This is a genomic window from Actinomadura sp. 6K520 (assembly GCF_004349245.1).
Classification (GTDB): domain Bacteria; phylum Actinomycetota; class Actinomycetes; order Streptosporangiales; family Streptosporangiaceae; genus Spirillospora.
Window position 1 is genome coordinate 1 of sequence record NZ_SMLC01000031.1, and the last position, 26,771, is coordinate 26,771.

The following is a 26,771-nucleotide window of genomic DNA, read 5'->3' on the forward strand; positions in this document are numbered from 1 at the left end:
GGCGGCGGGGGCGTGGCGGGAGTGTTCGGTCAGGAAGCGGTTGACCAGGCCGCGGGCCGGGCGGCCGCTGAACGCGCGGGTCAGGGCCGTTGAGGTGAAGCGGGGGTCGGCCAGGGCCGCCTTGTGGACGGGGTTCGCGCCGCTCTCCGGGCAGCGGAGGAACCCCGTCCCGATCTGTGCGGCGGTCGCGCCGAGGGTCAGGACCTCGGCCACGTGGGATGCGGTGGCGAGGCCGCCTGCGGCGATGAGGGGTTGGCGCGTGACGGCACTGACGTCGCGGAGCAGCGTGCGCAGCGGCACCGGGTCGTCGGACGTGTTCGTGAACGAGCCGCGGTGGCCGCCGGCCTCGGAGCCCTGGAGGCAGAGGGCGTCGGCGGCGGACGCCTGGCGGGCCTCGGCGGTGGTGGTCACGGTGACGATGACCGTGGTGCCGCGGTCCTGGAATGCGTGGATGACGTCCGGGGCAGGGCAGCCGAACGTGAAGCCGACGAACGGCGGCGGGTCGGCCAGGAGGTCGGCGATCTTGGCGTCGTAGGCGTCGTCGCGGGCGGAGGGGATGCCCGGTTCCACGCCGAGGCGTGCGGCCTCGGGGGCGAGGCGGTCGCGGTAGGCGGCGACGGCGGACGGGTCGGGGTCGTCCAGGGACGGCATGAAGACGTTCATCCCGAACGGGCGGGAGGTGAGCCGTCGCGTGGCGGTGATGTCGGCCCGCATGGCTTCGGGGGTCTTGTAGCCGGCCGCGAGGAAGCCGAGGCCGCCCGCGTCCGACACGGCGGCGGCCAGTTCGGGGGTGGAGGGGCCGCCCGCCATCGGCGCCTGCACGATCGGGAGTTCCGGCCACCGGCTCATGACCGGCACGATAATCCAGGGAACGGAAGGGGGCGGCATGCGGGTACTGCTGCACTACGACATGGACCACGCCGAGCCCGGCCTGGACATCGTGAGCTGCTCGGAGCAGGACGACGAGCGGTTCGCGAAGCTGCTGCCGGACACCGAGGTCCTCTGGCACGTGCTGCGTCCGCTCACGGCCGAGGACATGGACCGGGCGCCGAAGCTGCGGCTCGTGCAGAAGCTCGGCACGGGCGTGAACACGATCGATCTGGCGGCCGCCGAGGAGCGGGGGATCGCGGTGGCGAACATGCCCGGCCAGAACGCGCAGGCCGTGGCGGAGACGACCCTGCTGCTGATGCTGGCGGCGCTGCGGCGGGTCGTCACGTTCGACGCGCGGACGCGGGCGGGCCGGGGCTGGCCCGCCGACCGCGCGCTCGTGGGCGGTGAGCTGGCGGGACGGACGGTCGGGCTCCTCGGCGGCGGCCAGATCGCGGGCCTGCTGCGGGGAATGCTGGAGGCGGTCGGCGCGACCGTCCGGTACACGTCCCGGACTCCGCGGGCCGACCCCGCCTGGCGGGGGCTGGACGAGCTGCTGCGGGAGAGCGACATCGTGTCGGTGCACGTCCCGCTGACCGAGGAGACCCGGCACCTGCTGGACGCGGAGCGCCTCGCGATGCTGCCGGAGGGCGCGATCGTGGTGAACACGGCGCGTGGCGCGGTCGTCGACGAGGCGGCCCTGGTGGAGGCGCTGACGTCGGGGCACCTGGGCGGCGCCGGGCTGGACGTCTTCGAGGAGGAGCCCGTGGCCGCGGGCAACCCGCTGCTCGCCCTGGACAACGTCGTCGTGCTGCCGCACGTCGCGTGGCTGACCGGCGAGACGTGGCACCGGTACTTCGCGGTCGCGGCGGAGAACTGCCGTCGCCTCATGCGCGGCGACGGCCTCCTCCACCGCGTCGTCTAGGGGATCAGCACCGGCTTCACGACCTTGCCGGACTGCGCGTCCGCCTCCGCCTGGTCGATCTGGTCGAGCGGGTAGGAGGTGATGAGCCGGTCGAACGGGAACCGGCCCTGCCGCCACAGCTCGATCATCTTCGGGATGAAGGTCTGCGGGACGGCGTCGCCCTCGATGATGCCCTTGACCGTCCGGCCCATGAGCAGGAGGTTCGCGTCCAGCGTGTACTCGGCCGCGCCGACGCCGACGAGGCCGCAGACGCCGGTGGTGCGCAGCGAGGCGACGGCCGTGGAGACGACCTCGGGGACCGCGGTGGTGTCGAACGAGTACTGGACGCCCTCGCCGCCGGAGATCGCCCGGATCTGCCCGGCGATGTCCTCGTCGGCGCCGTTCAGCACGTGGGTGGCGCCGAGCTCGCGGGCGAGGTCGAGCCGCGACTCGTGCAGGTCCACGGCGACGATCGTCGTGGCACCGGCGACGCGGGCGGCCATCACGGCCGCCAGGCCGACCGCGCCCGTGCCGAAGACCGCGATGCCGTCGCCGGCGCGCACGCCGAGGGAGATCAGCACGGACGCCGCGCCGGTCTGGATGCCGCAGCCGAGCGGCCCGAGCTGTTCGAGCGGGACGTCCCGGCCCACGGGGACGACGTTGTGCACGGTCCCGAGCGCGTGGCTCGCGAACGACGACTGCCCGAACCAGCGGGTGTGCACGGCCTCCCCGTCGCCGGTCGTCGCGCGCGGCGTCCCGTCCAGCGGCACGGCGAGCATGTTGAGCGCCATCATCTGCGGGCAGGCGCCGGGCACCCCGGCGCGGCAGTTGCCGCACGCCCCGCACGAGTCGAACGACATGACCACGTGGTCGCCCTCGGTGAGGCCGGTGACGCCGGGGCCGACCGCCTCGACCACGCCGGACCCCTCGTGGCCGAGGACGACCGGCTTGGCGACCAGGTCGCCCGGCACCCGCCCGAGCAGGTCGGTGTGGCACATCCCGGCCCCGGCGACGCGCACCAGGACCTCCCCGGGCCCGGGGTCGGCGAGGTCGAGCGACTCGATCGTGTAGGGCCCGTCTGCGGCGCGCAGCACCGCGGCAGTGATCTGCACCTAGGTTCCTCAATCCAGGGAGTAGCGGATCGGCAGGCGCTTGAGACCGCCGACGAACGTGGTGGCGGTGCTCTGCGGCGTCCCGGCCGCCTCGATCGAGCCGAGCCGCGGCAGCAGCTCCTCGAAGAACGCGCGGACCTCGATCCGGGCGAGCGCCGCGCCCAGGCAGTAGTGGACGCCGAACCCGAACGCCAGGTGCTTGTTGGGGTCGCGCCCCACGTCGAAGCGGAACGGGTCGTCGAACACGTCCTCGTCGCGGTTGGCGGACGGGTACGACAGCAGCACCGACTCCCCCTCGCGGATCGTGGTGCCGCGGAGCTCGTAGTCCCGGGTGGCGGTCCGCATGAACTCCTTGACGGGCGTGACCCAGCGGATCATCTCGTCCACGGCGAACGGCATCAGCTCGGGCTTCTCGCGGAGCCGGTCGAGCTGGTCCGGGTTCTCCATGAGGGCGTGCAGGCCGCCGGAGATCGTCGCGCTGGTCGTGTCGTGCCCCGCGGTCGCGACGATCACGTAGTAGGAGGCGGTGTCGAAGTCGTTCAGCGGCTCGCCGTCGATGCGTGCGTTCGCGATGGCGGACGCGAGGTCGTCCGTCGGGTTCTTGCGGCGCGCCTCCGTCAGCTCCTGGAAGTAGGCGAAGAAGTCGAGGAGGACCTGGATCTTCTCCTCGTCGGACGCGCCGCGCTGGAACTCCTCGTCGTCTCCGCCGAACAGTTCCTGGGTGAGCTTCAGCATCCGGTCGAAGTCGCTCTCGGGCAGGCCGAGCAGCGAGAGGATCACGTAGAGCGGGAAGTGGACGGCGACCTCCCGCGCGAAGTCGCATTCGCCGCCGAGGTCGACCATCCGGTCGACGTACCGCTTCGCCAGTTCCTTGACGCGCGGCTCCATCGCCCGCATGGCGCGCGGCCGGAACCAGTCGGCGCCGATCGCCCGGATGACGCGGTGGTCGGGGTCGTCCATGTGGATGAGCGTGCGCAGCGCTATGCCCTGCTCGGCCCGTTCCCGGTTCAGCCGGTCGAGTTCCTTCGTCGCGAGCAGCGGCCGCGGCGCGTTGAGGAACAGCTCGTGGTTGCGTTCGATCTCCAGGACGTCCGCGTGCTTGGTGACGGCCCAGAAGGGGTTGTAGTCGGGGGCGTCCACGTAGTGCACGGGGGATTCCCGGCGCAGCAGCGCGAGCGACTCGTGGAAGCGGCGTTCGTCGGCGTATGCCTTCGGGTCGGCGAGGGCGAGGCCCGCCTCGGTTACGTTCAGCGTCACTGCTGGGGTCCTCCGTCACACGATCGTCGCGCGATTCCGGCAACGGACATCATCCAGGAACCTACGGTCCCGAATCTCGTTCGGTCAACGGTTCCGCGCGGACGCGTGGCGGCGGAGGCCCCGGCCCCGGACGATCACCCGGCGATGAACGCGCCGTCCACCAGCTCCTTGAAGCGTTCGAGATCCTCCGCCGGGGCGTCGATGCCGCGCAGCGGACCGCTGTCGGCCAGCCTGCTCCGCGCGTAGAGCCGCGCGACCAGCGCCTTGCGGTCGCCGCCCGAGTCGCCGCGCTCCCACCCGGCCTGCTCCAGCAGCAGCGCCGCCGCGTACACGTCGGCCATGTACTGGGCCAGCGGGTACAGCCGCGCCTCGGCGACGGCCCGGTCGAGCCCCCGCCACTTCGCGATGGCCTCGCGGAGGTGCCCGATGCGCTCGCCGACGAGTTCGGCGGTGGCGTCGTCCCCGGCGGGGGCCCGCCGGACCGCCGCGGTGAGCCGGTCGAGGAACGGCTCGTGCGCGTCCTGGCGCTCGATGGCGCGGCGGACGTCCAGGCACAGGATGTTGTCGCCGCCCTCCCAGATGGGGTTGACCTGCGCGTCCCGCAGGATCCGCGCGACCGGCCACTGCTCGATGTAGCCGTTCCCGCCGTGGATCTCGATGGCGTCGCTCGCGGCCGTCACGCCCAGCCGGGCCGCCCGCAGCTTGATCAGCGCCGCGCCGATCCGCAGCCGCGGGCGCCCGAGGTACCCGTCGAACACGAGCGCCTGGACGGCCTCGGTCTCCACGATCAGCTCGGCGAGCTTGCGCCGCATCAGCGGCTGCTCCGCCAGCGGGGCCCCGAACGCCTCCCGCGCGCCCGCGTAGCACAGCGACTCGACCAGGGACCGCCGCGCGCACCCGAGGCCCATCATCGAGATGCCGAGGCGGGCGCCGTTCGTCAGCTCCATCATGCGCGCGAGGCCGCGGCCGTCGCCGCCCTCCCCGGCGCTCGACGACGGCGCCAGCAGGAACGCCTCCGCGTCGGTGAACTCGATCTCCGCCGAGGCGACCGACCGGGTGCCGAGCTTGTCCTTGAGCCGCCGGATCCGGACGCCGTTGCGCGCCCCGTCCCGCCGCTCCTTGAGGACGAGGAACGGCGCGATGCCCCGCACCCCGTCGGCGGCGCCCTCGGACTTCGCCAGCACCACGAACGCCGAGCCGTTCGCGTTGGACGCGAACCACTTGAACCCGTTGAGCCGCCAGGCGTCCCCGTCCCGGGACGCGGTCGACTCCAGCGCCCCGAGGTCGGAGCCGCCGGACCGCTCGGTGAGCAGCTGCGCGGCCTCGCCGGACATCTCCCCCGCCGCGAACAGCTCCCGCACCCGCGCCTTCACGTCGTCGGGCGCGAACAGCTCCGTCAGGCCCACGACCATGTCGCCGCCGGTGCCGAGCGCGCACGCCATGCCGATGTCGGCCTGGTCCAGCAGGTAGCTCCACGCCACGCCCAGCGGCGCCGGATCGACCCCGTTGCGCTTGGCCTCCGCGACGAAGCCGGGCCGGGTGAAGGACGTCGCGACGATGTCGCGCCGCGCCGCCTCGAACGAGGGCGGCATGACGACTTCGCTGATGTCGCGGCCCCACCGGTCGTACTTGTCCAGCCGGGGCGGGTCGCGGTCCGTCTCCTCGGCCCGCTCGGCGACCGGCCCGCCCATCAGCGCGCCCATCTCCCGCAGCCTCGGCTCGGCCCAGCCGAACCCGTCCCCCAGGTGCCGGCGCATGAGGAACCGCAGCGTGGGGTCGCAGTCGTACCAGTTGCGGCCCACGGCCCCCTGGTAGCGCTCGGTCGCGTACCGGCGGGCCTTGTCCGCGCCGCCGAACGGGAGCCGGTCGAACGGCTCGGTCAGATAGGACGCCATGCCCCGGACATTACACTTTTCGTTCGAATGCTGGAAGACTGTAATCTCCGGCCGCCGGCCCGCACCGGCCCGCACCGGCCCCGATAGGCTCGCCGGCAGACATGGACAACCTGGAGATCCGCCCGCTCACCGCGCGTTCGGTCGTGCTGAGCACGCTGCTGGGCGTCCACCCGCCCCGGCTGCCCGCGCGCATCCTGGTCCGCGTCGGCGACCTGTTCGGCATCGCGGAGGGGACGGTCCGCGTCGCGCTCTCCCGGATGGTCGCCGCGGGCGACCTCGTCCAGTCCGGCGGAACCTACGCCCTCACCGAGCGCCTCCTCGAACGCCAGGCGCGCCAGGACGAGAGCCGCCTCTCCCCGGCCGTGCCGTGGGACGGCGACTGGGAGATCGCCGTCATCACCGCCGAGCGCCGTCCCGCGTCCGACCGCGCCGAGCTGCGCAGGGCCATGTCCGCGCTCCGCCTCGCCGAGCTCCGCGAGGGCACCTGGCTGCGGCCCGCCAACCTGACCCGCCCCCGCCCGGACACCGTCGTCCGCCAGTGCACCTTCCTCACGGGACGCCCCGAAGAGGATCCCGCGACCCTCGCCGCCGCCCTCTGGGACCTCGACGGATGGGCGGCCACGGCCCGCGGCCTGACCACGGCCCTGACCGGTGCCGCCGGGATGGCCGAACGCTTCACCCTCGCCGCCGCCGTGCTGCGCCACCTGGTGCACGACCCGCTGCTGCCCCCCGCCCTCCTCCCGCCCGACTGGCCGGGGGCCGGCCTGCGCGACCGCTACGAGGACTTCGAATCCGAGTTCGCGCACTTCCTCAACGAGCACGTCCTCCTGTGAGGGTCACTCCTCCTCGGCGCGGGGGTTGTAGACGCCGGCCCACTGGCGGTCGGAGAGTTTGCAGATGGCGTCCATGATCTCGTCGGTGATGACACGCCGGGCCCGGCCGCGGGGCAGGTCGCGGTAGCGGGTGAAGTCCATGGGCTCGCCGATGCGGACGGTCGGGCGGACGCGGAGGCGGGGCCGCCAGCCGCCGAGCGGGATGATGTGGTCGGTGTCGCCGAGCGCGACCGGGACGACCTTGGCGCCGGTGGCCATGGCGAGCCAGGCGACGCCGGTCCGGCCCCGGTAGATGCGGCCGTCCGGGGAGCGGCTGCCCTCCGGGTAGATGGCGACCCCGCCGCCCTCGTGCAGGTTCGCGGCGATCTGCTCCAGCGCGCGGACGGCGGCGCGGGTGGGGCCGCGCCGGATCGGGACGTTCCCCAGCGCGAACAGCCCCCACCGGATCGCGCGGCCCGCGCGCCCGGGGAGCTCGAAGTACTCCGACCTCGCCAGGTAGCAGACGCGGCGCCCGATGACGGGCGACAGCACGAAGCTGTCGACGAACGACAGGTGGTTGCTCGCCAGGATGAACGGGCCCTGCGCCGGGATGTTGTCCCGGCCCTCGACCTTCGGGCGCAGCAGCAGCCGGAGCACGGCCCCCGCCGTGCGCGAGAAGACGCCGTAGATCACGCAGCCTCCAGCGAGTCGGTTGCGAGGCCGAATCTAGGAAGGCTGTGGCGGGCGCGAATCCGCCATGTGACCAGCCTCCGCGGGCGGGTCCGGCGGTTACTGTGGTGGTACGCCGATGGACGGCCGCCGCGCCACCGGACCGTTCAAGACGGCGGTCTTCCGCCGGTGGCGGAAGTCCCCGGACGGGCGATCGTGGAGGGCGAGATAGGCGATGGCGGGCGTGGACGGTGACCTCCCCCAGGCCCCGGGCGGGCGGGGGCCCGTGGAGACCGCGCCGAACGCGATCCGGATCCTGCTGGCCGAGGACGTCGCGCTCCTGCGCGGCGCGCTGACCGGCCTCCTGGACCTGGAGCCCGACCTGGAGGTCGTCGCGGAGATCGAGACCGGCGACGCGATCGTCCGGGAGGCGCTGCGGCACCGCCCGGACGTGGCGGTGCTCGACGTGGACCTGCCCGGAGTGGACGGGGTGACGGCGGCGGCGGAGCTGCACGAGCGGCTGCCGGAGTGCCGGGTGCTCATCCTGACCGGGCTCGGCCGCCCCGGCGACCTGCGGCGGGCCCTGGACGCGCACGCGCACGGATTCGTCCTCAAGGACGTGCCGCCCGCGGAGCTGGCCACGGCGATCCGCCGGGTCGCGGCGGGCGAGCAGGTGGTCGACCCGCAGCTCGCGCTGGTGGCGCTGCGCCAGCCGGAGAGCCCGCTGACGCCGCGGGAGGCGCAGGTGCTGCGGCTCGCGGCCGAGGGCGCCGACGTCGACGACATCGCGCTCGCGCTCAGCCTGACGGTCGGCACCGTCCGCAACTACCTGGCGAGCTGCATCAGCAAGCTGAACGCCCGCAACCGGATCGACGCCGTCCGCATCGCCCGGGAGCTCGGCTGGGTCTGAGCCCCGAAACCGCCCGGCAACGGCCGGATGTGGCCGGGCCGGACGGGTGTGGCGGGGGGTGTGAGAAACGCATGGCCGGACCCCCGGGCGATTCACATGCGGATCGGTGCGGGGCGCACTGGGCAGGGCGAACGCCCGATGACACGCTCCGAGACATGGCAGGGCAGTCGCTGTGCGGGCGGGCGGCCGAGGTCGCCGAGATCGATCACCTGGTGGAGCGGGCGCGGGCGGGCGCCGGTGGCGGCGTCCTGATCCTGCGCGGGGAGGCGGGCATCGGCAAGACCGCGCTCCTCGACCACGCCGCGGCGGGCGCGGCCGGGACGCGGGTGCTGCGCGGCGGCGGCATCGAGGCGGAGGCCGGGGTCCCGTTCGCGGCCCTGCACCTCCTGCTCGGCGCGGAGGCCGGCCGGGTCGAAGAGCTCTCCGCGGAGCTGCCGGCGCCGCAGGCCGCGGCGCTGCAGGCCGCGCTCGGGCTCACCCGCCCGCGCCCCGAGGACAGGCTCCTGGTCGGGCTGGCGCTGCTCACGCTGCTCTCCGGTCCGGAGGGACGGGCGCCGGTGCTCGTCCTGGTCGACGACGCGCAGTGGCTCGACCGGGAGTCGGCGGACGCGCTGCTGTTCGCCGCCCGCCGGGCCGCCGCCCGCGGCATCGTGTTCCTGTTCGCGGCGCGCGACGACGCCGCCTGGCCCCGGACGGGCCTCCCCGAGCTCCGCCTCACCGGTCTCGCCGCCGCGGACGCGCGGCTCCTGCTGGCCGAGCGCGCACCGGACACGCCCGCCGCGCGGCGCGACCGCGCGGTCGAGCAGGCACGCGGCAACCCCCTCGCGCTCATCGCGTTCGCCGCGGCCGAGTCGGGCCTCCTCGCCCGCGTCCCGGCGGAGTTCGAGCGGGCCGTCCGCGGCCTGCCGGAACCGGCGCGGACGCTGCTCGCCGTCGTGGCCGCCGACGACACCGGCGAACCGGGCGTGGCGGTCCGGGCGGCCGAGAGCCTCGGCGTGCCGTTCGGCGCGCTGGAACCGGCCGAGGACGCGGGGCTGGTCACCGTCACCCGCACCTCGATCGGCTTCCGGCATCCGCTGGCCCGCGCCGCCGCCTACCAGGGCGTCCCGGTCACCCGGCGGATCGCCGTGCACCGCGCGCTCGCCGCGGCGCACGCGCGGACCGGGGACGCGGGCCCGCGGGTCCGCCACCTGTCCGCCGCCGCCCTCGGGACGGACGAGGCGGTCGCCGCGGAGCTGGAGGCGGCGGCGGGCGACCTCGCGGGCCGGCGCGTGGGCCCGTCCGTCGCGGCCTTCGCCTACGAGCGCGCCGCCCGGCTCGCCGGGGACCCGGAGGTGCGCGCCCGGCGGCTGGCGGCGGCGGCCGAGGCCGAGCTGTCCGGGGGGCGCCCCGACCGGGCCCGGGCACTGGCCGACGAGGCGGCACGGGCGACCTGCGCACCGGACACGCGGGCCCGGGTCGACCTGGTGCGGGCGGGTCTCGAACTGGAGCACGGCGTCCCGGAGGCCGCCGGGCGGCTGCTCTTGGAGCGGGCCGCGAGCTGCGACGACCCGGAAGTCCGTGCGCGGATGCTGGAGGAGGCCGCGTTCCACGCGTGGTCGTGCGGTGATGCGGAGACGGCGGCACGGGCCGTCGCAGCGCACCCCGGCGGGTCGGTCCTGGTGCGGGCGCTGTCGGCGCTGCTCGGCGATGACCTCACGTCCGCGCGGCGGGTGCTGGCCGGCTGCCCGGACGGCGCGCGGGACGAGCGGCTGCGGCTGCTCGCCGCCGAGAGCGCGCTGCTGGGCGGCGACGACGCGGCCGCCGCCGAGCTGTCCGCGCAGCTCGTCGCGCACTGCCGCGACGGCGGGCTGCTCGCCCCGCTGCCGCGCGGCCTCGCCGTCCAGGCGTGGTCGCGGCTGTTGCACGGCGCGCACGACGACGCCCGCGAGCTGGTCCGCGAGGCGCTGCGGATCGCCGCGGAGACCGGGCAGCGCAGGCAGGCCGCGGCGCTGCGCGCGATCCAGGCGCGGCAGGCGGCGATGGAGGGCGACGAGGTCCGCTGCCGCGCGCTGGCCGCCGACGGGCGGGCCGGTGCCGCGCTCGGCCTGCTCGCCCTCGGCCTCGGCCGCCCCGAGGACGCCCTCGAACACCTCCAGGACGCGCACGGCGAGGCGGCCGGGCACGCTCCGCCCGCGGTGCTCGCGCTCGCCGACACCGTGGAGGCCGCCGTCGCGGCGGGCCGTCCCGACGCGGCCGCCGCGCCGATGGCGCGGCTGGCGGCGTACACCCGCGCGGCCGGGCAGCCGTGGGCGGACGGGGTCGCCGCCCGCTGCCGGGCGCTGCTCACCGCCGACGACGCCGAGGCGGACCGGCTGTTCACGCTCGCGCTCGCGGCCCACCGGGGCGGCGGGCGGCCGTTCGAGCGGGCGCGCACGGAACTGCTGTACGGCGAGTGGCTGCGCCGGTCGCGGCGCCGCGCGCGGGCCAGGTCGCGGCTCGGCGCCGCGCTGGAGACGTTCGAGCGGCTGGGCGCGGTGCCGTGGGCGGAGCGGGCCCGCGGCGAGTTGCGCGCGGCCGGCCAGGGGGTGCGGCCCTGCGACCCGCCGGGGCGGCTGACCGCGCAGGAGATGCAGGTGGTGCGGCTGGCGATGACCGGCGCGACCAACCGGCAGATCGCGGCGCGGCTGCGGCTGAGCCACCGCACGGTCGCCTACCACCTCTACAAGGCGTTCCCGAAGCTCGGCGTCGCCTCGCGCGCCGAGCTGCACCGGTACGTCCCGGCCGCCGAGCCGGGCATCGGGGCGGGCGCCGAACGTCCCGCGTGACGGCCCCTGGCGCCTCCGCCACATAAGTGTTCGGCCCGATATTTCCCTTGATCGGGTGCCTCCGCCGTTTCATCATCCGATGGGACGGCGTTGGGGGGCCCGTGGACGTGGCGCGATCGGACGGATCCGCTCGGCGGCCGGCGGAACCGGCGGTGCGCGCGGTCGGCGAGGTGCAGGTCGGCCGCAGCTGCCGGACACCGCTGTTCGCCCGGGTGATCACCGGCCTGTACCTCGTGCTGATGCTGCAGACCAGGCTGGTGAAGCAGGCCGAGACCGGCCCGTCCCACATGCTGCTGTCCGCCACCATCGTCATCACCGGCATCTTCGGCGTGCAATGGCTCCTCGTGCTGTACGGCCCGCGCTCGCAGCGCCCCCGCCGCTGGGTCATCGCGACCCACCTCACCGTGCAGACGGCGCTGGCCCTGCTGCCGCTGGCGGTGTTCGGCACCCACTGGTACCCGGTCGTCGGCGGGTTCCTCGCCGGCGCGATGCTGCTCCTGCTGCGTCCGCCGCTGTCGTGGTTCATGGTGGGGCTCGTCGCCGCCGCCGAGGGCCTGCTGCGCTACTACCAGGGCTGGTCCGCGCAGGACGTGTCCTTCTGCGTGATGGCGACGATCACGGTCGGGCTGTCGATGTACGCGCTGACGCGGCTGTCGGGGTTCGTCCGGGAACTGCACGCCACCCGGGAGCGGTTCGCGGCGGCCGCGGCGGCGCGGGAGCGGCTGGAGGCGTCCGGCAGCCTGCGCGCGGTGCTGGGCGCGGCGCTCACCCGGATCGAGGCGGTGAGCCGGCGCGCCCGCGACCGGCCGCCGGCCGACGCCGCCGCGGCCCGCGCCGACCTGGACGAGGTGGCCCGCACCGCGCGGCGCGCCGCGACCGACGTCCGGTCGATCGTCGGGGCCCTGCAGGGCCCCTCCCCCAGGCGGCACCGGCCCGGACGCGTCACGCAGTCGCGGCTGGCCTGGACGATCCTCGTGTTCCTCACCGTCGGTTTCGGCTGGCAGCAGGTCATCTACGTCCACACGGGAACGGACGGGTCCTGGCGGGCGACCGGCGCGGCGGCCGTGGTGGCGGTCGCCATCGCGGCGCTGCAGCTCCGGCACTCCTCGACCGTGCTGCGCGGGACGCGGCCCAGGTTCGGGGCGTGGACGCTCTCCGCCCAGGTCCTGCTGGTATTCGTGCCGTACGCGCTGCTCGGCCCGGAATGGGCGACGACGGCGTGCCTGGCCACCGGCTCGGTGCTGCTGGTCTCGCGGGGCCGCCGGGCGTGGGTCCTGTTCTCGCTGACCATCGCCGTGTGGTGCGTGCCCGCGCTGTGGGCCTCCTACGGCACGCTGTTCTACCTCTACACCGTCGCGATCTCGGTGCAGATCGGCGTGGTCGTGTTCGCGCTGTACCGGCTGCCGCAGCTGGCCCGCGAGGTCGACGTCGCCCGCGAGCGGCTGGCGCGGATGGCGGCGCTGCACGAGCGGCTGCGCATCTCCCGCGACGTCCACGACCTGCTCGGCCTGGGCCTGTCGACGATCACCGTGAAGGCGGAGCTGGCGCGGCGGCTGGTCACCGCCGATCCGGCCCGCGCGGCGGCCGAGCTGGACGAGCTGGCCGCGCTGGCCCGGCGGTCGCGGGCGGAGGCCAGCGCCGTCGCCGAGGAGGACAGCGCGCTGTCACTGCGGGACGAGGCGGTCTCGGCACGCGCCGCGCTGGCCGCCGCGGGCGCCGAGGTCCGCCTCGCCCTACCGGACCCCGCCGACCTGCCCCCGTCCTCCCCGGTGGACGGTGTGCTGGCGGCCGTGCTGCGCGAATCCGTCACCAACGTCCTGCGGCACGCGCACCCGGAGCACTGCGCCATCACGGTCACCTCCCGCGACGGGATCGTGCGCCTCACGGTGCGCAACGACGGCGTGATCCCCCCGGTGTACACGGGCTCCGCCCCCGGGACCGGCAAGGGCCTGTCGAACCTGACCGCGCGGACCCGCGCCCTGGGCGGCCGGCTGTCCGCCGGGACGGACGGGAACGGCGGGTTCGCCCTGGTCGCGGAGATCCCCCTCCACATGGGGGTGCGGCGGGGGGAGGAAGAGCCCCGTCACATGACGGATTCGCTGCTTCCCTTCCGTGCCTAGCGTCCCTGGCATGACGCAGGACTTCGATTTCCACCGCCGTGCGCGCGTTTCCGGCGTCCCAACTTCCGGCGTCCCCGAGGGGTGGGCCTCATGAGCGAGAGCGACGCGCTCGCCGGGCGCACCGTCCTGCTGACCGGCGTCACCGGCTTCATCGGGCAGGCGCTGCTGGAGCGGCTGCTGTCCGGGCATCCCGGGACCCGCGTGGTGACGCTGCTGCGGGAGCAGCCCGGCGTCACCGCGGAGCAGCGGCTCGACGAGGTGATCGGCAAGCCGGTGTTCGCGCCGTGGCGGGAGCGGACCGGCGAGGACGCGGCCCGCGCGATCGTCCGGGACCGGGTCCGCGTCGTCCCGGCCGACATCACCGAATCCGTCCCCGAGCTGCCGGACGACGTCGACGTGGCGATCCACGGCGCGTCCATCGTGTCGTTCGACCCGCCGATCGACGAGGCGTTCGCGACCAACGTCGTCGGCACCATCGACCTGTACGAGGCGGTCCGCCGCGCCGGGGAGCGGTCCGGGCGGACCCCGCACATCGTGCACGTCTCCACCGCCTACGTCGCCGGTTCCCGCAAGGGCATCGTCCCGGAGACGACCCTCGACCACGAGGTCGACTGGGCCACCGAACTGGACTACGCGGTCGAGGCGCGCCGGACCGTGGAACGCGACTCCCGGCGGCCCGAGGTCCTCGGCCGGCTGCGCGCCGCCGCGCTCGGCGAGCAGGGCAAGGCCGGACCCACCACCGTGGCCGCCGACACCGAGCGCCGCCGCCGCCAAGAAGTCGCCAAACGCCTGACCGACTACGGGCGCGAACGGGCCCGCAGCCTCGGCTGGCCGGACGTGTACACCCTCACCAAGGCGCTCGGGGAACGCGCCGCCGAGGAGACCGCCCGCGACCTGCCGCTGTCGATCGTGCGCCCGGCGATCGTGGAGAGCGCCCTGCGGCACCCGTACCCCGGCTGGATCGACGGGTTCAAGATGGCCGACCCGCTGATCCTCGCCTACGGGCAGGGGATGCTGCGCGCCCTCGCCGGCATCCCGGACGGCATCGTCGACATCATCCCCGTCGACCTGGTGGTGAACGCGCTGCTCGGCGCCGCCGCCAGGGCACCGGAGCCCGGCGCCCCCGCCTACTACCACGTCGGGTCGGGCGCCCGGAACCCGCTGACGCTGCAGCGGCTCGTCGAACTCGTCCAGGGCTACTTCGCCGAGCACCCGCTGCCCGGCACGGACGGGCGCGGGGCGATCCGCCCCCGCGACGTGACGCTGCTCAGCGACGGCCGCGCCGAGAAGATGCTCGGCACGGCCGAACGCGCGATGGACCTCGCCGAACGCGCCCTGCTGATCATGCCCAGCGGGGAGCGCACCCGCGGCTGGCAGCGCACCCTGCACAAGCAGGGCCGCGAGGTGCGGGCGCTGCGCCGCTTCCGGGACCTGTACGGGGCCTACGGCGCCGCCGAGGTCGTCTACGCCGACGCCACCACCCTCGCGCTCGACCGGTCGCTGCCGGACGGCGCGGGCTGCGACTCGGCGGTCATCGACTGGGACCACTACCTCCGCGAGGTGCACTGCCCCGCCGTGACGGGCGCCTTCCGCCTCGCGCCGCCGCACCACCCGCAGCCGCGCCCGGCGCTGACGTCGGGCCGCCCGGCCCCGCCCGCGGTGCGGTTCGCGGAGCGCCGCGACGTCGCGGCCGTGTTCGACCTCGACGGCACGATCGTCGCGTCCGACGTCGTGGAGGCGCACCTGTGGGCACGGCTGCTGGACGTCCCCGTCCGGTCCTGGCCGGGGACGCTGCTGCCCGTCCTGCGGTCCGCGCCCCGCTACCTGCGCATGGAGCAGCGCGACCGCGGCGAGTTCCTGCGCGAGTTCGTCCGCCGGTACGAGGGCGCGAACGAGGCGCGGCTGCGCGCGCTGGCCCGGGAACGGCTCGCGGACGTGCTGCTGCGGCGGGCGTGGCCGCAGGCGATCCGCCGGATCCGGAGCCACCGCGCGGCCGGGCACCGCACCGTGCTGCTCACCGGGACCGTGGACGTCTTCGTGGAGCCGCTCCGCACCCTGTTCGACGACGTGCTGGCGGCGCGGCTCCGCGTCGTCGACGGGCACTTCACCGGGCATTTCGAGCATCCCCCGCTGATCGGGGAGGCCCGCGCCGCGTGGCTGCGCTCCTGGGCCCGCGACGAGGGCGTCGACCTGGCCGGGAGCTGGGCGTACGGGGACCACTACTCGGACCGTCCCGTGCTGGAGCAGGTCGGCAACCCGGTCGCCGTCAACCCCGACCCGCGCCTGTACCGGCACGCCAAACGGGAGCGCTGGACCATCGCGGACTGGGACGGCGACACCGGCGCCGTGTCCACCCTCCTCGATACCGCTCTAGAGGAGGCCCGATGATCCTGGCGCTCGAGTACCACCGCTCACCCGCCCGCTACCTCGCCGCGGCGCGGCTGCCCGGCCGGCTCCGCCCGGCGGCGGTCCCCTCGCTGGCGCCGCTGCGGCTGTCGCACCGCCAGCCGCCCGGCCCCCCGGGGCCCGGCTGGGTGCGGCTGCGGACCGTCCTGTCGGGCATCTGCGGGTCCGACCTGGCGATGGCGGCCGGGAAGGTGTCCCCGTACCTGGGGCCGCTCACGTCGATGCCGTTCGTGCCGGGCCACGAGGTGCTCGCCGAGCTGATGGACGACGTCGACGGCATGCCCGCGGGCACCCGGGTCGTCATCGACCCGGTGCTGCCGTGCCGGGCCCGCGGCACCGGCCCGTGCCCGTCCTGCGCGGGCGGCCACGAGAACAGGTGCGACCACGTGAACGCGGGGCGGATCTCCTCGGGACTGCAGACCGGGTTCTGCGCCGACACGGGCGGCGGCTGGGCGGAGCGGCTGGTCGCGCACCGCAGCCAGCTCCACCGGGTGCCGGAGTCGCTGCCGTCCGAGCGGGCCGTGCTGGCCGAGCCGCTCGCGTGCGCGGTGCGGTCGGTGCGCCGCATCGACGTCCCGCGCGGCACGTCGATCGTCGTGGTCGGCGCCGGGACGGTCGGGCTGCTGACCGTCCTCGCGCTGCGCGAGCTGACCGCCGCCGGGCCGATCATCGTCATCGCGCGGCACGCCGGGCAGCGGCGGCGCGCCCGCGCGCTCGGCGCGACCGAGACCATCGATCCCTCGGCGGCGCTGCGCGGGCTGCGGCGCATCACCGGCGGCTCGCTCGTGCGTCCCGAGCTCGGCCCCGGCTACCTGCTCGGCGGCGCCGACATCGTCATCGACTGCACCGGCGGGGAGGGCCTCGACACCGCGCTGCGCATCGTCCGGGCGGGCGGGACGGTGCTGCTGTCGGGCATGCCGTCCAAGCCGACCGACCTGACGCCCGCCTGGTACCGGGAGCTGAACGTCGTCGGGTCCTACGCCAGCCGCGGCGCGGACGACTTCCAGGCCGCGATCGACCTGGCCGCGCACGACGCGCTCGACGGCTTCGTCGACAGCGTGTACCCCCTCACCCGCTGGCGGGACGCGCTGTCGCACGCGCTGTCCGCCGGCCGCTCGGGCAGCGTCAAGATCGCGTTCGCCCCGCAGAACGGCGGGCCCCCCGCGCCGCCCGGCGAGGCGTCCTCGGCCGCCGGCGGCACCGACCATCTCGATCGCGAAGGAGCCCTTCGATGAGCAGACCGGGACTCGTGCTGGAGGTGGACGAGCGGACGCCACCGATCCTGGTGCACGAGGGAGAGGGGTTCCGCCTGGAACGTTTCCCGCTCGGCACCCGCGTGATCTACCCGCCGGACTCGCTGCCGGGCCTGCGCGACCTGACCGGGCGGATCCGCGACGCGCTGCTGAACCCGCTCGGCAGCGAGCCGCTGCCGGAGCTGCTGCGCTCCGGGATGCGGCTGACGATCGTGTTCGACGACCTGTCGCTGCCGCTGCCGCCGATGCGGGCCCCCGACGTCCGGCAGCGGGTGATCGAGCAGGTCCTGGAGATGGCCGCCGCCGCCGGCGTGGACGACGTCGAGCTGATCGCCGGGAACGCGCTGCACCGCCGGATGACGCCCGCGGAGATCAAGCACATCGTCGGCGAGCGCGTGTTCAACTCGTTCTGGCCGGACCGGCTCCGCAACCACGACGCCGAGGACCGCGACGACCTGAAGTCCCTCGGGCAGACCCGGCACGGCGAGGACGTCGAGATCAACCGGCGGGCCGCCGAGAGCGACCTCATCGTCTACGTGAACATCAACCTGGTGGCGATGAACGGCGGCGCCAAGTCCGTCGCGGTGGGGCTGGCGTCGTACAAGAGCCTGCGGCACCACCACAACGTCCACACGCTGCGGCACTCCCGCTCGTTCAACGACCCGCCGAACTCGGCGATGCACCACTCCTACGACCGGATGCACAGCCTGCTGACGGAGTCGGTGCGGGTCTTCCACATCGAGTGCACCCTCAACAACGACCAGTTCCCGTCGCCGTTCGAGTTCCTGAACAAGCGCGAGTGGGAGTGGACGCTGAAGGACCAGGCGAAGTTCCTGGCCGCCAAGCGCGCCAACGACCTCGCGCCCGCCGGGGCGCGGCACCGGGTGTGGCAGGGGATGCGGGCGCCATACGGGGTGACCGGCGTGCACGCGGGCGCCACCGACCAGGTCCACGAGCGGACGCTCGCCGCCGTGCACCGGCAGCAGCTCACCGAGGTGCACGGCCAGTCGGACGTGCTGATGCTGGGCCTGCCGTACCTGTGCCCCTACAACGTCAACTCGGTGATGAACCCGATCCTCGTGTACAGCCTGGGGCTCGGCTACTACTTCAACATGTACCGGGGCAAGCCGCTCGTCCGCGAGGGCGGCGCCCTGATCATGTACCACCCGATGAAGTCGGAGTTCCATCCGCTGCACCATCCCTCGTACATCGACTTCTACGAGGAGGTGCTGACGCAGACGACGGACCCGGCGACCATCGAGACGAAGTACGAGGAGCAGTACGCCACCGACCCCTGGTACGTCCACCTGTACCGGAACTCGTACGCCTACCACGGCGTCCACCCGTTCTACATGTGGTACTGGGGTGCGCACGCGCTGTCCCATCTGGGGGACGTCATCTGCGTGGGCGCCGACCGCAAGGTCGCGTCCCGGCTCGGGTTCCGCGCGGCGAGCACCCTCGCCGACGCCCTGGAGATGGCGGGGGAGACGGTCGGCCGCAGCCCCAGCCTCGCCTACCTGCACACCCCGCCGATGACTCTGGCGGACGTCCGTTGAGCGGGGGGCGGATGAAGCTGGCGCAGGAGATCCGGCTGCTGCGGCGCGGCCGCGACTGGCGCGGGCGGGCACCCGCGCCCCGGTCGGCGCAGCCGTGGACCGAGGGGCCGCGCACGCGGTCGTTCCCCACCGAGTGGGCGCGGACGCCCCTCGCCGCGGCGGCCCGGACGGTCGCGTTCGACGGCGTGCTGCGGACGGTCACCTGGAGCCAGACGAGACCCGAGGTCCACGGCCTCGACCTCCTCGAAGGCGTGCGGGGCCCGGTCGTGTTCGTCGCCAACCACGCCAGCCACCTCGACACGCCGCTGATCCTCGGTTCGATGCCGGCCCGGGTGCGCCGGCGGGTCGCGGTCGCCGCGGCGGCGGACTACTTCTTCGACGCCCGCTGGCGCGCGGTCGCGACCGCGCTCACCTTCAACGCGTTCCCGATCGAGCGGCGCGGCGTCGAACGCTCCCTGGACCTCGCGTCGGAGCTCGTCGAGGACGGGTGGAGCCTGCTCCTCTACCCGGAGGGGACCCGCTCGCCGGACGGCTGGGCCCGCCGGTTCCGGATGGGCGCCGCGCTGCTGTGCCGCGAGCACGGCATCCCGGCCGTCCCGCTGGTGCTGCGCGGCACGTACCAGGCGATGCCGCGCGGCGGGTTCTGGCCGAAGCCCGGCCGTCCCGTCGTGTCCGTGCGCTACGGCCGCCCGCTCGTCTGCGAACCGGACGAGTCGACGGGCTCGTTCAACGGGCGGCTGGAGGACGAGGTCGGCCGCCTGTGGGTGGAGCACGACGAGGGCTGGTGGGCGTCGCTGCACTCCCCGGACCGCCGCCGCGCCCCGCGCGGGCCGGAGGCGGCGGAGTGGCGCCGCAAGTGGGAGTCGACGCGGCCGAGTCCGCCGTCGGCGCGCCACCACCGCATCTGGCGCCGCCGCTGAGGGGACGCCGAACCCGGGAGGGCGCCGCCGGCCGACGGAGTCCGGCGGCGCCCGTTCCCGTTTCGCCGTCTTCGGGTCAGGTGGCTGGGTCAGGGCACCTCGCCCAGCACGACCTGGGTCACGTTGGGGAAGTCGCCGAAGACCTTCGTCCCGGCGCCGAACCCGTTGCCGGTGACGGTCATCGCGGGCATCGGGCCGAACGCGTCCGCGAGGGTCACCAGCAGCGCGGTGCCCGTCGGGGTGGCCATCTCGGCGTCGATGTCGTGACCCTGCATGGGTGCACGGGCGCGGGCCAGCAGCTCCACGACCGCCGGGCCCGGGTTGGGGATCAGGCCGTGCCGGCACCGGATGAAGCCCCGCCCGACCGGGATGGGCGCGGCCCGGACCTCGTCCACGCCGAGGGTCTCCAGCGCGGCGCACGACCCGACGATGTCGACGATCGCGTCGTGCCCGCCGACCTCGTGGAAGTGGACGTCCTCCGGGGGCGTCCCGTGCACGGCCCCTTCGGCTTCGGCGAGGGTCCGGAACACGGCGAGGGCACGGTCCCGCACGCGGCCGGGGAGGGGGGCGGAGCCGACGAGATCTTCGATGACGGCGTGGGTCCGGGACACGGCGTCGTCCTCGACGCCGACGACGGCCCGGGTCGCCGCGATGCCGCGCCGCGACACCCGCTCGGTGTCCAGGGACCAGCCGGGGACGCCGAGGCCCTTGAGCATGGCGCGGACCTCGCCGAGGTCGGCGCCCGCGTCCAGCAGGGCACCGAGGGCCATGTCGCCGGCGACCCCGGCGAAGCAGTTGACGTAGGCGATGTTCCTCACGCGAGCAGCCTCCAGGCGAGTACCGCGGCCCCGAGGCCGTCGTCGATTCCGGTGGCGGCGAGGCCCGGCGCACCGGAGGTGAGCAGCGCCGCCAGCGCCGCGAGCCCGCCGTCCGAGCTGCCGTAGCCGACGCTCGTCGGCACGGCCACCACGGGGCGGGACGACAGCCTGGCCACGGCCGACGGCAGCGCGCCGTCCATGCCCGCCACGACGATGAGGAGCCGCGCCCGGTCGAGTTCCTCCCGGACGGCGAGGAGCCGGTGCAGCCCGGCGACGCCGACGTCGGCGGTCAGCGTGGCGGGCAGGCCCAGCGCGGACGCCGCCGCCCGTGCCTCTTCCGCCACCGGCAGGTCGGCCGTCCCCGCCGAGACGACCGCGACCGGCCGCGGCACCCACGAGCAGGGCCGGGGACGCGGGCGGGTCAGCACCACGAGCCCGGACCGCGGGTGGTGGACGGCGTCGGGCGCCGCCTCGCGGGCCGCCTCGTACTGCCGCCGGGAGGCGCGCCGGAGGAAGGCCGCCTCCGCGTCGCGGGCGAGCAGGTCCTTGACGCACTCGCGCACCCGGTCCAGGTCGAGGTCTCCGGCGTCGGCGGCCGCGATCGGACGGCTCACACGTCCCCCCGCTCGTCGATGAGATCTGTGTCGGTGACGCGCGTGTCGATGCAGCGCGTGTCGATGAGGTGCGTGTTGATGAGGTGCGCCGAGTATCCGGCGCCGTACCCGTTGTCGATGTTGACCACGACGACGCCCGGCGAGCACGCGTTCAGCGCCGACAGCAGCGCGGCCTTCCCGGGCAGGTGCCCGCCCGCGGAGGTCGGCAGGGCGATGACCATCCGGTCCACCAGCCCGGACACCAGCGTCGGCAGCGCGCCGCCGGTCCCGTCCGCGACGACGAACACCGCGGGGCCGTCCTGCTCGCGGAGCCAGCCGGGCAGCGCGGCGGGGTCGTGCACGGGCGCGTCGTACCGGCGCACGACGCGGCTGCCCATCGCCTCGGCGACCAGTGCCGCCTCCTCGGCGGCGGGCTCGTCGGCGGGCCGGCCGCACACGATCTCGACCCGCCCGGCGCCCCGCCGCGCGACCGGCGCCAGCACGGCCAGCCGCGCCCGCTCGTTGACCACGGCGTCGGGGAACGCCGCGCGCAGCGCGCGGAGGGTCTCCCCGCAGGCGCGGGTCGCGAGGACGTTGGTGGCTCCGGCTCCGGTCAGGCTTTCCGCGATGGCGACGACCTCCACCGTCGTCTTGCCCTCGCAGAACACCGCCTCCGGGTGGCCGCGGCGCCGGCTCCGGCCGAGGTCGACGCGGGCGAAGCCCAGCTCGGCGACGGCATCGGGGGTGGTCACGAGGCGGCCGCCCGCAGGCGGGGCAGGCCGAGCACGGCGTTGTGGCTGCCCTGCCGGTACGGCTCCAGATCCAGGGTCACGTAGCGGAAACCGGCGTCCTTGAGCAGCGCGGCTATCTCCGGCGCCCGCCCGGCGACACGCCCGATGTCGGACGCCTCCACCTCGATGCGCGCCAGGTCACCGCCCTGGTCGCGGACGCGGAACCGCCCGCCGAACCCGGCGCGGCGCAGCGCGTCCTCGGCGTCCTCGACCCGCCGCAGCGCCTCCCGGGTGACCGGCACCCCGTACGCGAGGCGCGACGACAGGCACGCCGAGGCGGGCTTGTCGGACGTGGGCAGCCCCAGCCCGCGGGCGGCGTCGCGCACGTCCGCCTTGCTGAGCCCCGCGTCCACCATCGGGAACCGGGCCCCCATCCGGCGGGCGGCGCTCTGCCCGGGACGGTGGTCCCCGAGGTCGTCGGTGTTCACGCCGAGCAGGACCGGCCAGTCCCCCGCCTCCGCCGCGACCGCGGCCAGCACCGAGACGAGGGCCTCCTTGCAGAACCGGCACCGGTCGGCGCCGTTGGCCGCGTACCGCGCGTCGTCCAGCTCACCGGTCCGCACCACGCGGTGCCGCATCCCGAGCCGCGCGGCCTGGGCGCGGGCGTCGGCCAGCTCCGACCGGGCCAGCGACGGCGAGTCGGCCGTGACCGCGAGGGCCCGGTCCCCGAGTTCCCGGTGGGCCAGATAGGCCAGCAGCGAGCTGTCCACACCGCCCGAGTAGGCGACCACGGCGCCCGGCAGCGCGGCCAGCGACCGGCGCAGGGCCGAGACCTTGGGGGTGTCCGGCGGCCGCGGAACGGGCCTGTCGGCCATGGGCATCTCCTTCGGCGTAGTCCTCCGGGTGCGACGCTAGGCGCGGTGGAGGAACGCCGAATCCGTCATCCGACGGGCGACCTGCGGTGTGCGCGGCGGTACCGGCGGCGCCGGCGGTAACGCGCGGCACGGCGCCCGCCAGGCCGCGAGGAAAGGGTTCTGAGCACGATCCCGGCCTGGCGGACGCCGTGGGTCATGGGCGTCGACGGCGCTGAGCCTCGGCCGGCGCCCGTGCCGACGGACTCCAGCGCGGTGTTGCCGTAGTGCGGTTCTGCGGGCGCGCAGCCCCATGGCGCCACTATCGCAAATGAATGGCAGTTGCGTCCAGAACGCAGTACGGCGGGGTTGAGGGCCTGCCCAGTGGCAATGCTTGTACGTGAGGGGGTGACCCCAGCACGATGACCGAGGCCGCCGGAGGTGCCGCCCGGACACCCGCCCGCGGATTGCGCGGCCTGGCCGAGAACACACCTCCGTACCGGGAGCGCTGGGCCGACCTGCTCCGCGCGGTCGCGATCCTCCTGGTGATCACCGGTCACTGGCTGGCCGCGGTGGTGACCTATGACCGCGGGGGCCTGCACGGCGTCCACGTCCTGGAGGTCCTGCCCTGGGCGCGTTGGCTGTCGTGGATCTTCCAGGTCATGCCGGTGTTCTTCCTCGTCGGGGGGTTCGCGAACGCCGCGTCGCTGAGGTCGGCCCGCGAACGCGGTGCGGGCCGGCGGGACTGGCTGCTGAGCCGGACCGACCGGCTGCTGCGTCCCACCACGGTGTTCCTCGTCGTGATGGCGGCGACGGCGATGGCCGCCCACGCCCTCGGCGCCGACCCCGAGCTGATCGGACTGGGGCTCTGGCTCGCACGCATCCCGCTGTGGTTCCTCGCCGTCTACGTCGGCGTCGTGGTCCTCGCCCCCGTGATGTACGCCCTGCACCGGAGATGGGGGCTCGCGGTCCCCCTCGTCCTGGCCGTCCTGGCGGGAGCCGGCGACGTCGCCCGGCTCGGCTTCGACCTGCCCCACGGCGGCTCGGCCAACTTCGTCCTGGTGTGGCTGGCGGTCCATCAGCTCGGGTTCGCCTGGCAGGACGGCCGGCTGCCGGCGCGGTGGACGACCGCCGCGCCGCTGCTCGCGGGCGGCCTGTGCGGCCTGATCCTGCTCACCCTGCTCGGGCCCTACCCGATCAGCATGGTCGCCGTCCCCGGCGCCGAGGTGCAGAACACCTCCCCGCCCACCGTGGCCCTGCTGTCCCTGGCGATCGCCCAGACCGGGGTCGTGCTGCTGCTGCGCGACCGGGCCGACCGGTGGCTGCGGCGAACCCGCGTCTGGATGACCGTGGTCGGGGTCAACGCGGTGATCCTCACCGCGTTCCTGTGGCACATGACGGCGGTGGTGGTCGCCGCCGCCGTCCTCTACCCGACGGGCGTGTTCCCTCAGCCGCCGATCACGACCGCCGAGTGGGTCCTGCTGCGGCTTCCCTGGCTGGCCTTCCTTGCCGCCGTCCTCGCCGTCCTGATGGCGCTGTTCGGCTGGGTCGAATGGCGCGGGCGGTTCCGCCCCGCCCGCACGAAGGCGTTCTCTCGCGATGGCGCGCGTGGCAGGACGTCCACCGCGCTGACCGTCGCCGGCCTGGGGGGCGCGCTGAGCGGGCTCATCGGCGTCACCCTGGCCGGCCAGGACTTCCACGCCCCGGCCGGCCTCCCGGCACCGGCACTGCTGGTCTACCTCGGCGGCGCCCTCATCCTGCACCTGGCGCAACGCCGGCGATAGGCGCGGACGGGCGCGGTACCGGTCGGTCGTCAGTAGCGGCGGCCGCCGCGGCCGCCGCGGAACCTGGCCAGGAGGCGGCGGGCCTTGGCCTGGGTGCGCGGGTCCCTGGCCATCCGCTGCGCCTTCGCCTTCGTTCGCTGGCCCTGCGGGCTCTGGAGGTATCTCTTGATCCGGTTGACGACGGGCATGTTCCGCTCCTCAGCCTGGGTTGACTGTTCAACGTCTGCCCAATCAAAAGAGTTCGGAACCTTTCGGGGAGGGGCCGCTTCCGTCGTCGCCCCGTCGCGGATCACGCCTTCCGGGCGGTTCGGACGGTCAGCAGGGTGAGGACGGTGAGGACCGCGCCGAACCACAGGGCGGCGGTGGTGGACGCGCCGTCCACGATGAGGCCGCCGAACAGGGCACCGAGGGCGATGGCGAGGTTGAACATGACGGTGTTCAGGGCCGTGACGGCCTCGGCGTGGCCGGGCGCCGCCTTGAAGATCCACATCTGGACGCCGACGGGATAGGCGCCGAACGCGAGGCCCCACAGGACCAGGAGCGCGATGCCGGTTCCCGCGGTGCCGCCGACGAGCGGGAACAGGGCCAGGACGAGGGTGAGCAGCACGGCGACGGCGACGAGGGTGGCGCGGACGTCGCGTCCGGCCGCGCTGCCGCCGGCGAAGGTGCCGACGATGCCGGCCGCGCCGAACACGAGCAACAGCGGCCCGATGAGCTTCTCGTCGATGCCGGAGATGTCCTGGAGGACGGGGCTGACGAAGGTGTACGCCGCCATGTGCCCGGTGATCAGCAGGAAGGTGGTGATGATGGGCGCGCGGACGGCGGGGAGCCGGAACAGCCCGAACATGCCGCCGAGCCCGATGGAGTCGCCGGCGGGGATCCGCGGCAGCAGCGCGAACAGCGCGGAGAGCGACACGAGGCCGAGCCCGGCGAAGGTGAGGAACGCGATGCGCCAGTCGGTGAGCCCGCCGATCAGCGTGCCGGCCGGGATGCCGAGGACGTTGGCCGCGGTGGCGCCGCCGAAGGCGATCGAGGTGGCGCGGCCGACGTGCCCCTCCGGGACGAGCCGGACGGCGATCCCGGCGGCGAGCGCCCAGAACCCGCCGATGCTGATGCCGATCAGGAACCGCGCGGCCAGCAGTGTCGGGAAGTCCGGGGCCAGGAACGACAGCGCGTTGGCCACCACCATCAGCGTGATCAGGCCGATCAGGACGGCGCGGCGGTCCAGGCGCCCGATCGCCACCGGGACCAGCAGCGCGCTCACGGCGGCGACGAGACCGGGGACCGTGACCATCAGGCCCGCGGTGCCCTTGGAGATCCCGAAGTCGCCGCCGACGGAGGTGAGCAGGCCGACGGGGAGCTGCTCGGCCGTCACGACGAGGAAGGTCCCGACCGCGACCGCCACCACGGCCAGCCAGCGCTTGAGGGAGACGTGCTCGGGGACGGGCCCGGCGGTCGCGGGGGCGTCGATGTGGGTCATGGTGCAGGGCTCCGTGACGTCAGGCGGCCAGGTCGGCTGAGGGCCGCGGAACCCGCGGGACGGGAGTCGGCGGCGTCGGCGCCTTGGGCGGGATCTGGCCGAGGAGCATCCCGGCGAAGGCGATGACCATGCCCAGCAGCTGGACCGGGCTGAGCGCCTGGCCGAGGGCCGCCCAGCCGATGACGGCCGCGGAGAGCGGGCTCAGCAGGACGAGGAACGCGACCGAGCCGGCGGGCAGGCGGGAGATGCCGCGGAACCAGATCCAGTACGCGATGGCGGTGCCGATGACGGCGAGGTAGAGGTAGCCGGAGATCGCGGCGCCGTCGAGCGCGGGCGGCGCGCCCTCCACCAGCAGCGCCACGGGCACGAGCAGCAGGCCGCCGGCGGTGAGCTGCCAGCCGGTGAACGGCAGCGCCCCCACCCCGTCCGGGTGGCCCCAGCGCTTGGTGAGGACGGTCCCGGCGGCCATGGACGCGGCCCCGGCGAGCCCGGCGACGATCCCGGCGGTGTCGAGGACCGCGTCGGAGCGCAGCACCACGAGGCTCACCCCGAACACGCCGATGAAGCCCGCCAGGATCTTGTGGCCCGTGGGCCGCTCGGACAGCAGGAGCGCGGCGAGGGCGAGCGTGAACAGCGGGCCGACCGCGCCGAGGATGGCGGCGACGCCGCCGGGCAGCCGGTAGGCGGCCAGGAACAGCAGCGGGAAGAACACGCCGATGTTCAGCGCGCCGAGCACCGCGGCCCGCCAGACCCACACGCCGCGGGGCAGGACGCGGCTGATGAGCAGCAGCGCCAGCCCCGCCGGCAGCGCGCGCAGCAGCGCGGCCAGGAGCGGGCGGTCGGGCGGGAGGAACTCGGTGGTCACGGCATAGGTCGATCCCCAGACGACTGGGGTGAGGGCGGTGAACGCGACCGTCCCGGGGGTGCCCGACATCTTGTTACCTTCGTGTTGATTATCTTAGTACTAAGATAATCGCCGCCATGAGCTCTAACGTCAAGTAGATCAACGTTGAGCTTTATTCCCGC

The 26,771-nt window shown here is 74.8% G+C and carries 22 protein-coding genes; 10 read left to right on the forward strand and 12 right to left on the reverse strand.

The features are described 5' to 3' along the window. Positions 1–849: nitronate monooxygenase (locus E1289_RS11085; RefSeq protein ID WP_131978546.1), on the reverse strand; the 849-nt coding region annotated here is incomplete at its 3' end. A gap of 37 nt (positions 850–886) precedes the next feature. On the opposite strand from E1289_RS11085, the gene E1289_RS11090 reads away from it, so the two are divergent. Further along, entirely contained in the window at positions 887–1,792 is a 906-nt protein-coding gene (locus E1289_RS11090) for a 2-hydroxyacid dehydrogenase (RefSeq protein ID WP_131978549.1), read from the forward strand. Here E1289_RS11090 and E1289_RS11095 read toward each other — a convergent pair. From E1289_RS11095 to E1289_RS11105, 3 genes are all read right to left on the reverse strand, one after another. After that, a complete protein-coding gene (locus tag E1289_RS11095; protein WP_131978552.1) occupies positions 1,789–2,883 on the reverse strand; it encodes an NAD(P)-dependent alcohol dehydrogenase in 1,095 nt (364 codons plus the stop codon). The two genes, E1289_RS11090 and E1289_RS11095, sit on opposite strands and share 4 nt — an antisense overlap. 9 nt (positions 2,884–2,892) lie before the next feature. After that, positions 2,893–4,140 carry a cytochrome P450 gene (locus E1289_RS11100; protein WP_131978555.1) on the reverse strand — a complete coding sequence of 416 codons (1,248 nt, stop codon included), beginning with the start codon at positions 4,138–4,140 and terminating at the stop codon, positions 2,893–2,895. Between the two features lie 134 nt (positions 4,141–4,274). Continuing rightward, positions 4,275–6,035, reverse strand: coding sequence for an acyl-CoA dehydrogenase family protein (locus E1289_RS11105; RefSeq protein ID WP_131978558.1), 1,761 nt, complete (start codon positions 6,033–6,035; stop codon positions 4,275–4,277). A gap of 101 nt (positions 6,036–6,136) precedes the next feature. On the opposite strand from E1289_RS11105, the gene E1289_RS11110 reads away from it, so the two are divergent. Next, entirely contained in the window at positions 6,137–6,868 is a 732-nt protein-coding gene (locus E1289_RS11110) for a PaaX family transcriptional regulator C-terminal domain-containing protein (protein ID WP_131978561.1), read from the forward strand. A 3-nt stretch (positions 6,869–6,871) separates the two neighbouring features. Here the strand turns inward: E1289_RS11110 and E1289_RS11115 are convergent, their stop codons facing one another. Continuing rightward, positions 6,872–7,540 (reverse strand): lysophospholipid acyltransferase family protein, encoded by a 669-nt coding sequence (locus tag E1289_RS11115; protein WP_131978564.1) that lies wholly within the window; start codon positions 7,538–7,540, stop codon positions 6,872–6,874. A gap of 211 nt (positions 7,541–7,751) precedes the next feature. On the opposite strand from E1289_RS11115, the gene E1289_RS11120 reads away from it, so the two are divergent. From E1289_RS11120 to E1289_RS11150, 7 genes are all read left to right on the forward strand, one after another. Continuing rightward, positions 7,752–8,426 (forward strand): response regulator transcription factor, encoded by a 675-nt coding sequence (locus tag E1289_RS11120; protein WP_131978567.1) that lies wholly within the window; start codon positions 7,752–7,754, stop codon positions 8,424–8,426. A 155-nt stretch (positions 8,427–8,581) separates the two neighbouring features. After that, positions 8,582–11,233 carry a LuxR family transcriptional regulator gene (locus tag E1289_RS11125; RefSeq protein WP_131978570.1) on the forward strand — a complete coding sequence of 884 codons (2,652 nt, stop codon included), beginning with the start codon at positions 8,582–8,584 and terminating at the stop codon, positions 11,231–11,233. Between the two features lie 152 nt (positions 11,234–11,385). After that, positions 11,386–13,353 carry a histidine kinase gene (locus E1289_RS11130; protein WP_131978573.1) on the forward strand — a complete coding sequence of 656 codons (1,968 nt, stop codon included), beginning with the start codon at positions 11,386–11,388 and terminating at the stop codon, positions 13,351–13,353. 90 nt (positions 13,354–13,443) lie between these two features. Next, the gene (locus tag E1289_RS11135; RefSeq protein WP_131978576.1) at positions 13,444–15,741 is read left to right on the forward strand and encodes an HAD-IB family hydrolase; all 2,298 of its coding nucleotides are present in this window, start codon (positions 13,444–13,446) and stop codon (positions 15,739–15,741) included. Beyond that, positions 15,738–16,994, forward strand: coding sequence for a zinc-binding dehydrogenase (locus E1289_RS11140; RefSeq protein WP_131978579.1), 1,257 nt, complete (start codon positions 15,738–15,740; stop codon positions 16,992–16,994). Before E1289_RS11135 ends, E1289_RS11140 begins: the two co-directional genes overlap by 4 nt. Then, positions 16,991–18,568, forward strand: coding sequence for a lactate racemase domain-containing protein (locus E1289_RS11145; protein ID WP_207928907.1), 1,578 nt, complete (start codon positions 16,991–16,993; stop codon positions 18,566–18,568). The genes E1289_RS11140 and E1289_RS11145 overlap by 4 nt, the downstream gene beginning before the upstream one ends. A gap of 11 nt (positions 18,569–18,579) precedes the next feature. Then, positions 18,580–19,488 carry a lysophospholipid acyltransferase family protein gene (locus tag E1289_RS11150; protein ID WP_131978582.1) on the forward strand — a complete coding sequence of 303 codons (909 nt, stop codon included), beginning with the start codon at positions 18,580–18,582 and terminating at the stop codon, positions 19,486–19,488. A gap of 89 nt (positions 19,489–19,577) precedes the next feature. On the opposite strand, the gene E1289_RS11155 is transcribed toward E1289_RS11150, so the two are convergent. The 4 genes from E1289_RS11155 to larE are packed head-to-tail and all read right to left on the reverse strand — an operon-like array spanning position 19,578 to position 22,505. Next, positions 19,578–20,306 carry a LarC family nickel insertion protein gene (locus E1289_RS11155; protein ID WP_131978585.1) on the reverse strand — a complete coding sequence of 243 codons (729 nt, stop codon included), beginning with the start codon at positions 20,304–20,306 and terminating at the stop codon, positions 19,578–19,580. Then, positions 20,303–20,920 (reverse strand): nickel pincer cofactor biosynthesis protein LarB, encoded by a 618-nt coding sequence (gene larB / locus E1289_RS11160; RefSeq protein WP_132049156.1) that lies wholly within the window; start codon positions 20,918–20,920, stop codon positions 20,303–20,305. Before larB ends, E1289_RS11155 begins: the two co-directional genes overlap by 4 nt. Then, complete coding sequence (locus E1289_RS11165; RefSeq protein WP_131978588.1) at positions 20,917–21,651, reverse strand: AIR carboxylase family protein; 735 nt, start codon at positions 21,649–21,651, stop codon at positions 20,917–20,919. Before E1289_RS11165 ends, larB begins: the two co-directional genes overlap by 4 nt. Continuing rightward, positions 21,648–22,505, reverse strand: coding sequence for an ATP-dependent sacrificial sulfur transferase LarE (gene larE, locus E1289_RS11170; RefSeq protein ID WP_207928908.1), 858 nt, complete (start codon positions 22,503–22,505; stop codon positions 21,648–21,650). The genes E1289_RS11165 and larE overlap by 4 nt, the downstream gene beginning before the upstream one ends. 398 nt (positions 22,506–22,903) lie before the next feature. Here larE and E1289_RS11175 point away from each other — a divergent pair, with 398 nt between their 5' ends. Continuing rightward, positions 22,904–24,265, forward strand: coding sequence for an acyltransferase (locus tag E1289_RS11175; RefSeq protein WP_131978594.1), 1,362 nt, complete (start codon positions 22,904–22,906; stop codon positions 24,263–24,265). 29 nt (positions 24,266–24,294) lie between these two features. Here E1289_RS11175 and E1289_RS38140 read toward each other — a convergent pair whose 3' ends face one another. The 3 genes from E1289_RS38140 to E1289_RS11185 form a co-directional block, all read right to left on the reverse strand. Next, complete coding sequence (locus E1289_RS38140; protein WP_165970432.1) at positions 24,295–24,453, reverse strand: hypothetical protein; 159 nt, start codon at positions 24,451–24,453, stop codon at positions 24,295–24,297. Between the two features lie 101 nt (positions 24,454–24,554). After that, positions 24,555–25,745, reverse strand: a complete 1,191-nt coding sequence (locus E1289_RS11180) for an MFS transporter (RefSeq protein WP_131978597.1) — start codon at positions 25,743–25,745, stop codon at positions 24,555–24,557. Positions 25,746–25,764: 19 nt separating this feature from the next. Further along, positions 25,765–26,679 (reverse strand): EamA family transporter, encoded by a 915-nt coding sequence (locus E1289_RS11185; RefSeq protein WP_131978600.1) that lies wholly within the window; start codon positions 26,677–26,679, stop codon positions 25,765–25,767. Between the last annotated feature and the right edge of the window lie 92 nt (positions 26,680–26,771).

Coding starts and splice junctions, on each gene's coding strand:
- E1289_RS38140 (WP_165970432.1), bottom strand. CDS start 24,453: ATGCCCGTCGTCAACCGGATCAAGAGATACCTCCAGAGCCCGCAGGGC.
- E1289_RS11110 (WP_131978561.1), top strand. CDS start 6,137: ATGGACAACCTGGAGATCCGCCCGCTCACCGCGCGTTCGGTCGTGCTG.
- E1289_RS11180 (WP_131978597.1), bottom strand. CDS start 25,745: ATGACCCACATCGACGCCCCCGCGACCGCCGGGCCCGTCCCCGAGCAC.
- E1289_RS11120 (WP_131978567.1), top strand. CDS start 7,752: ATGGCGGGCGTGGACGGTGACCTCCCCCAGGCCCCGGGCGGGCGGGGG.
- E1289_RS11105 (WP_131978558.1), bottom strand. CDS start 6,035: ATGGCGTCCTATCTGACCGAGCCGTTCGACCGGCTCCCGTTCGGCGGC.
- E1289_RS11090 (WP_131978549.1), top strand. CDS start 887: ATGCGGGTACTGCTGCACTACGACATGGACCACGCCGAGCCCGGCCTG.
- E1289_RS11150 (WP_131978582.1), top strand. CDS start 18,580: ATGAAGCTGGCGCAGGAGATCCGGCTGCTGCGGCGCGGCCGCGACTGG.
- E1289_RS11140 (WP_131978579.1), top strand. CDS start 15,738: ATGATCCTGGCGCTCGAGTACCACCGCTCACCCGCCCGCTACCTCGCC.
- larE (WP_207928908.1), bottom strand. CDS start 22,505: ATGGCCGACAGGCCCGTTCCGCGGCCGCCGGACACCCCCAAGGTCTCG.
- E1289_RS11175 (WP_131978594.1), top strand. CDS start 22,904: ATGACCGAGGCCGCCGGAGGTGCCGCCCGGACACCCGCCCGCGGATTG.
- E1289_RS11185 (WP_131978600.1), bottom strand. CDS start 26,679: ATGTCGGGCACCCCCGGGACGGTCGCGTTCACCGCCCTCACCCCAGTC.
- E1289_RS11135 (WP_131978576.1), top strand. CDS start 13,444: ATGAGCGAGAGCGACGCGCTCGCCGGGCGCACCGTCCTGCTGACCGGC.
- E1289_RS11145 (WP_207928907.1), top strand. CDS start 16,991: ATGAGCAGACCGGGACTCGTGCTGGAGGTGGACGAGCGGACGCCACCG.
- E1289_RS11125 (WP_131978570.1), top strand. CDS start 8,582: ATGGCAGGGCAGTCGCTGTGCGGGCGGGCGGCCGAGGTCGCCGAGATC.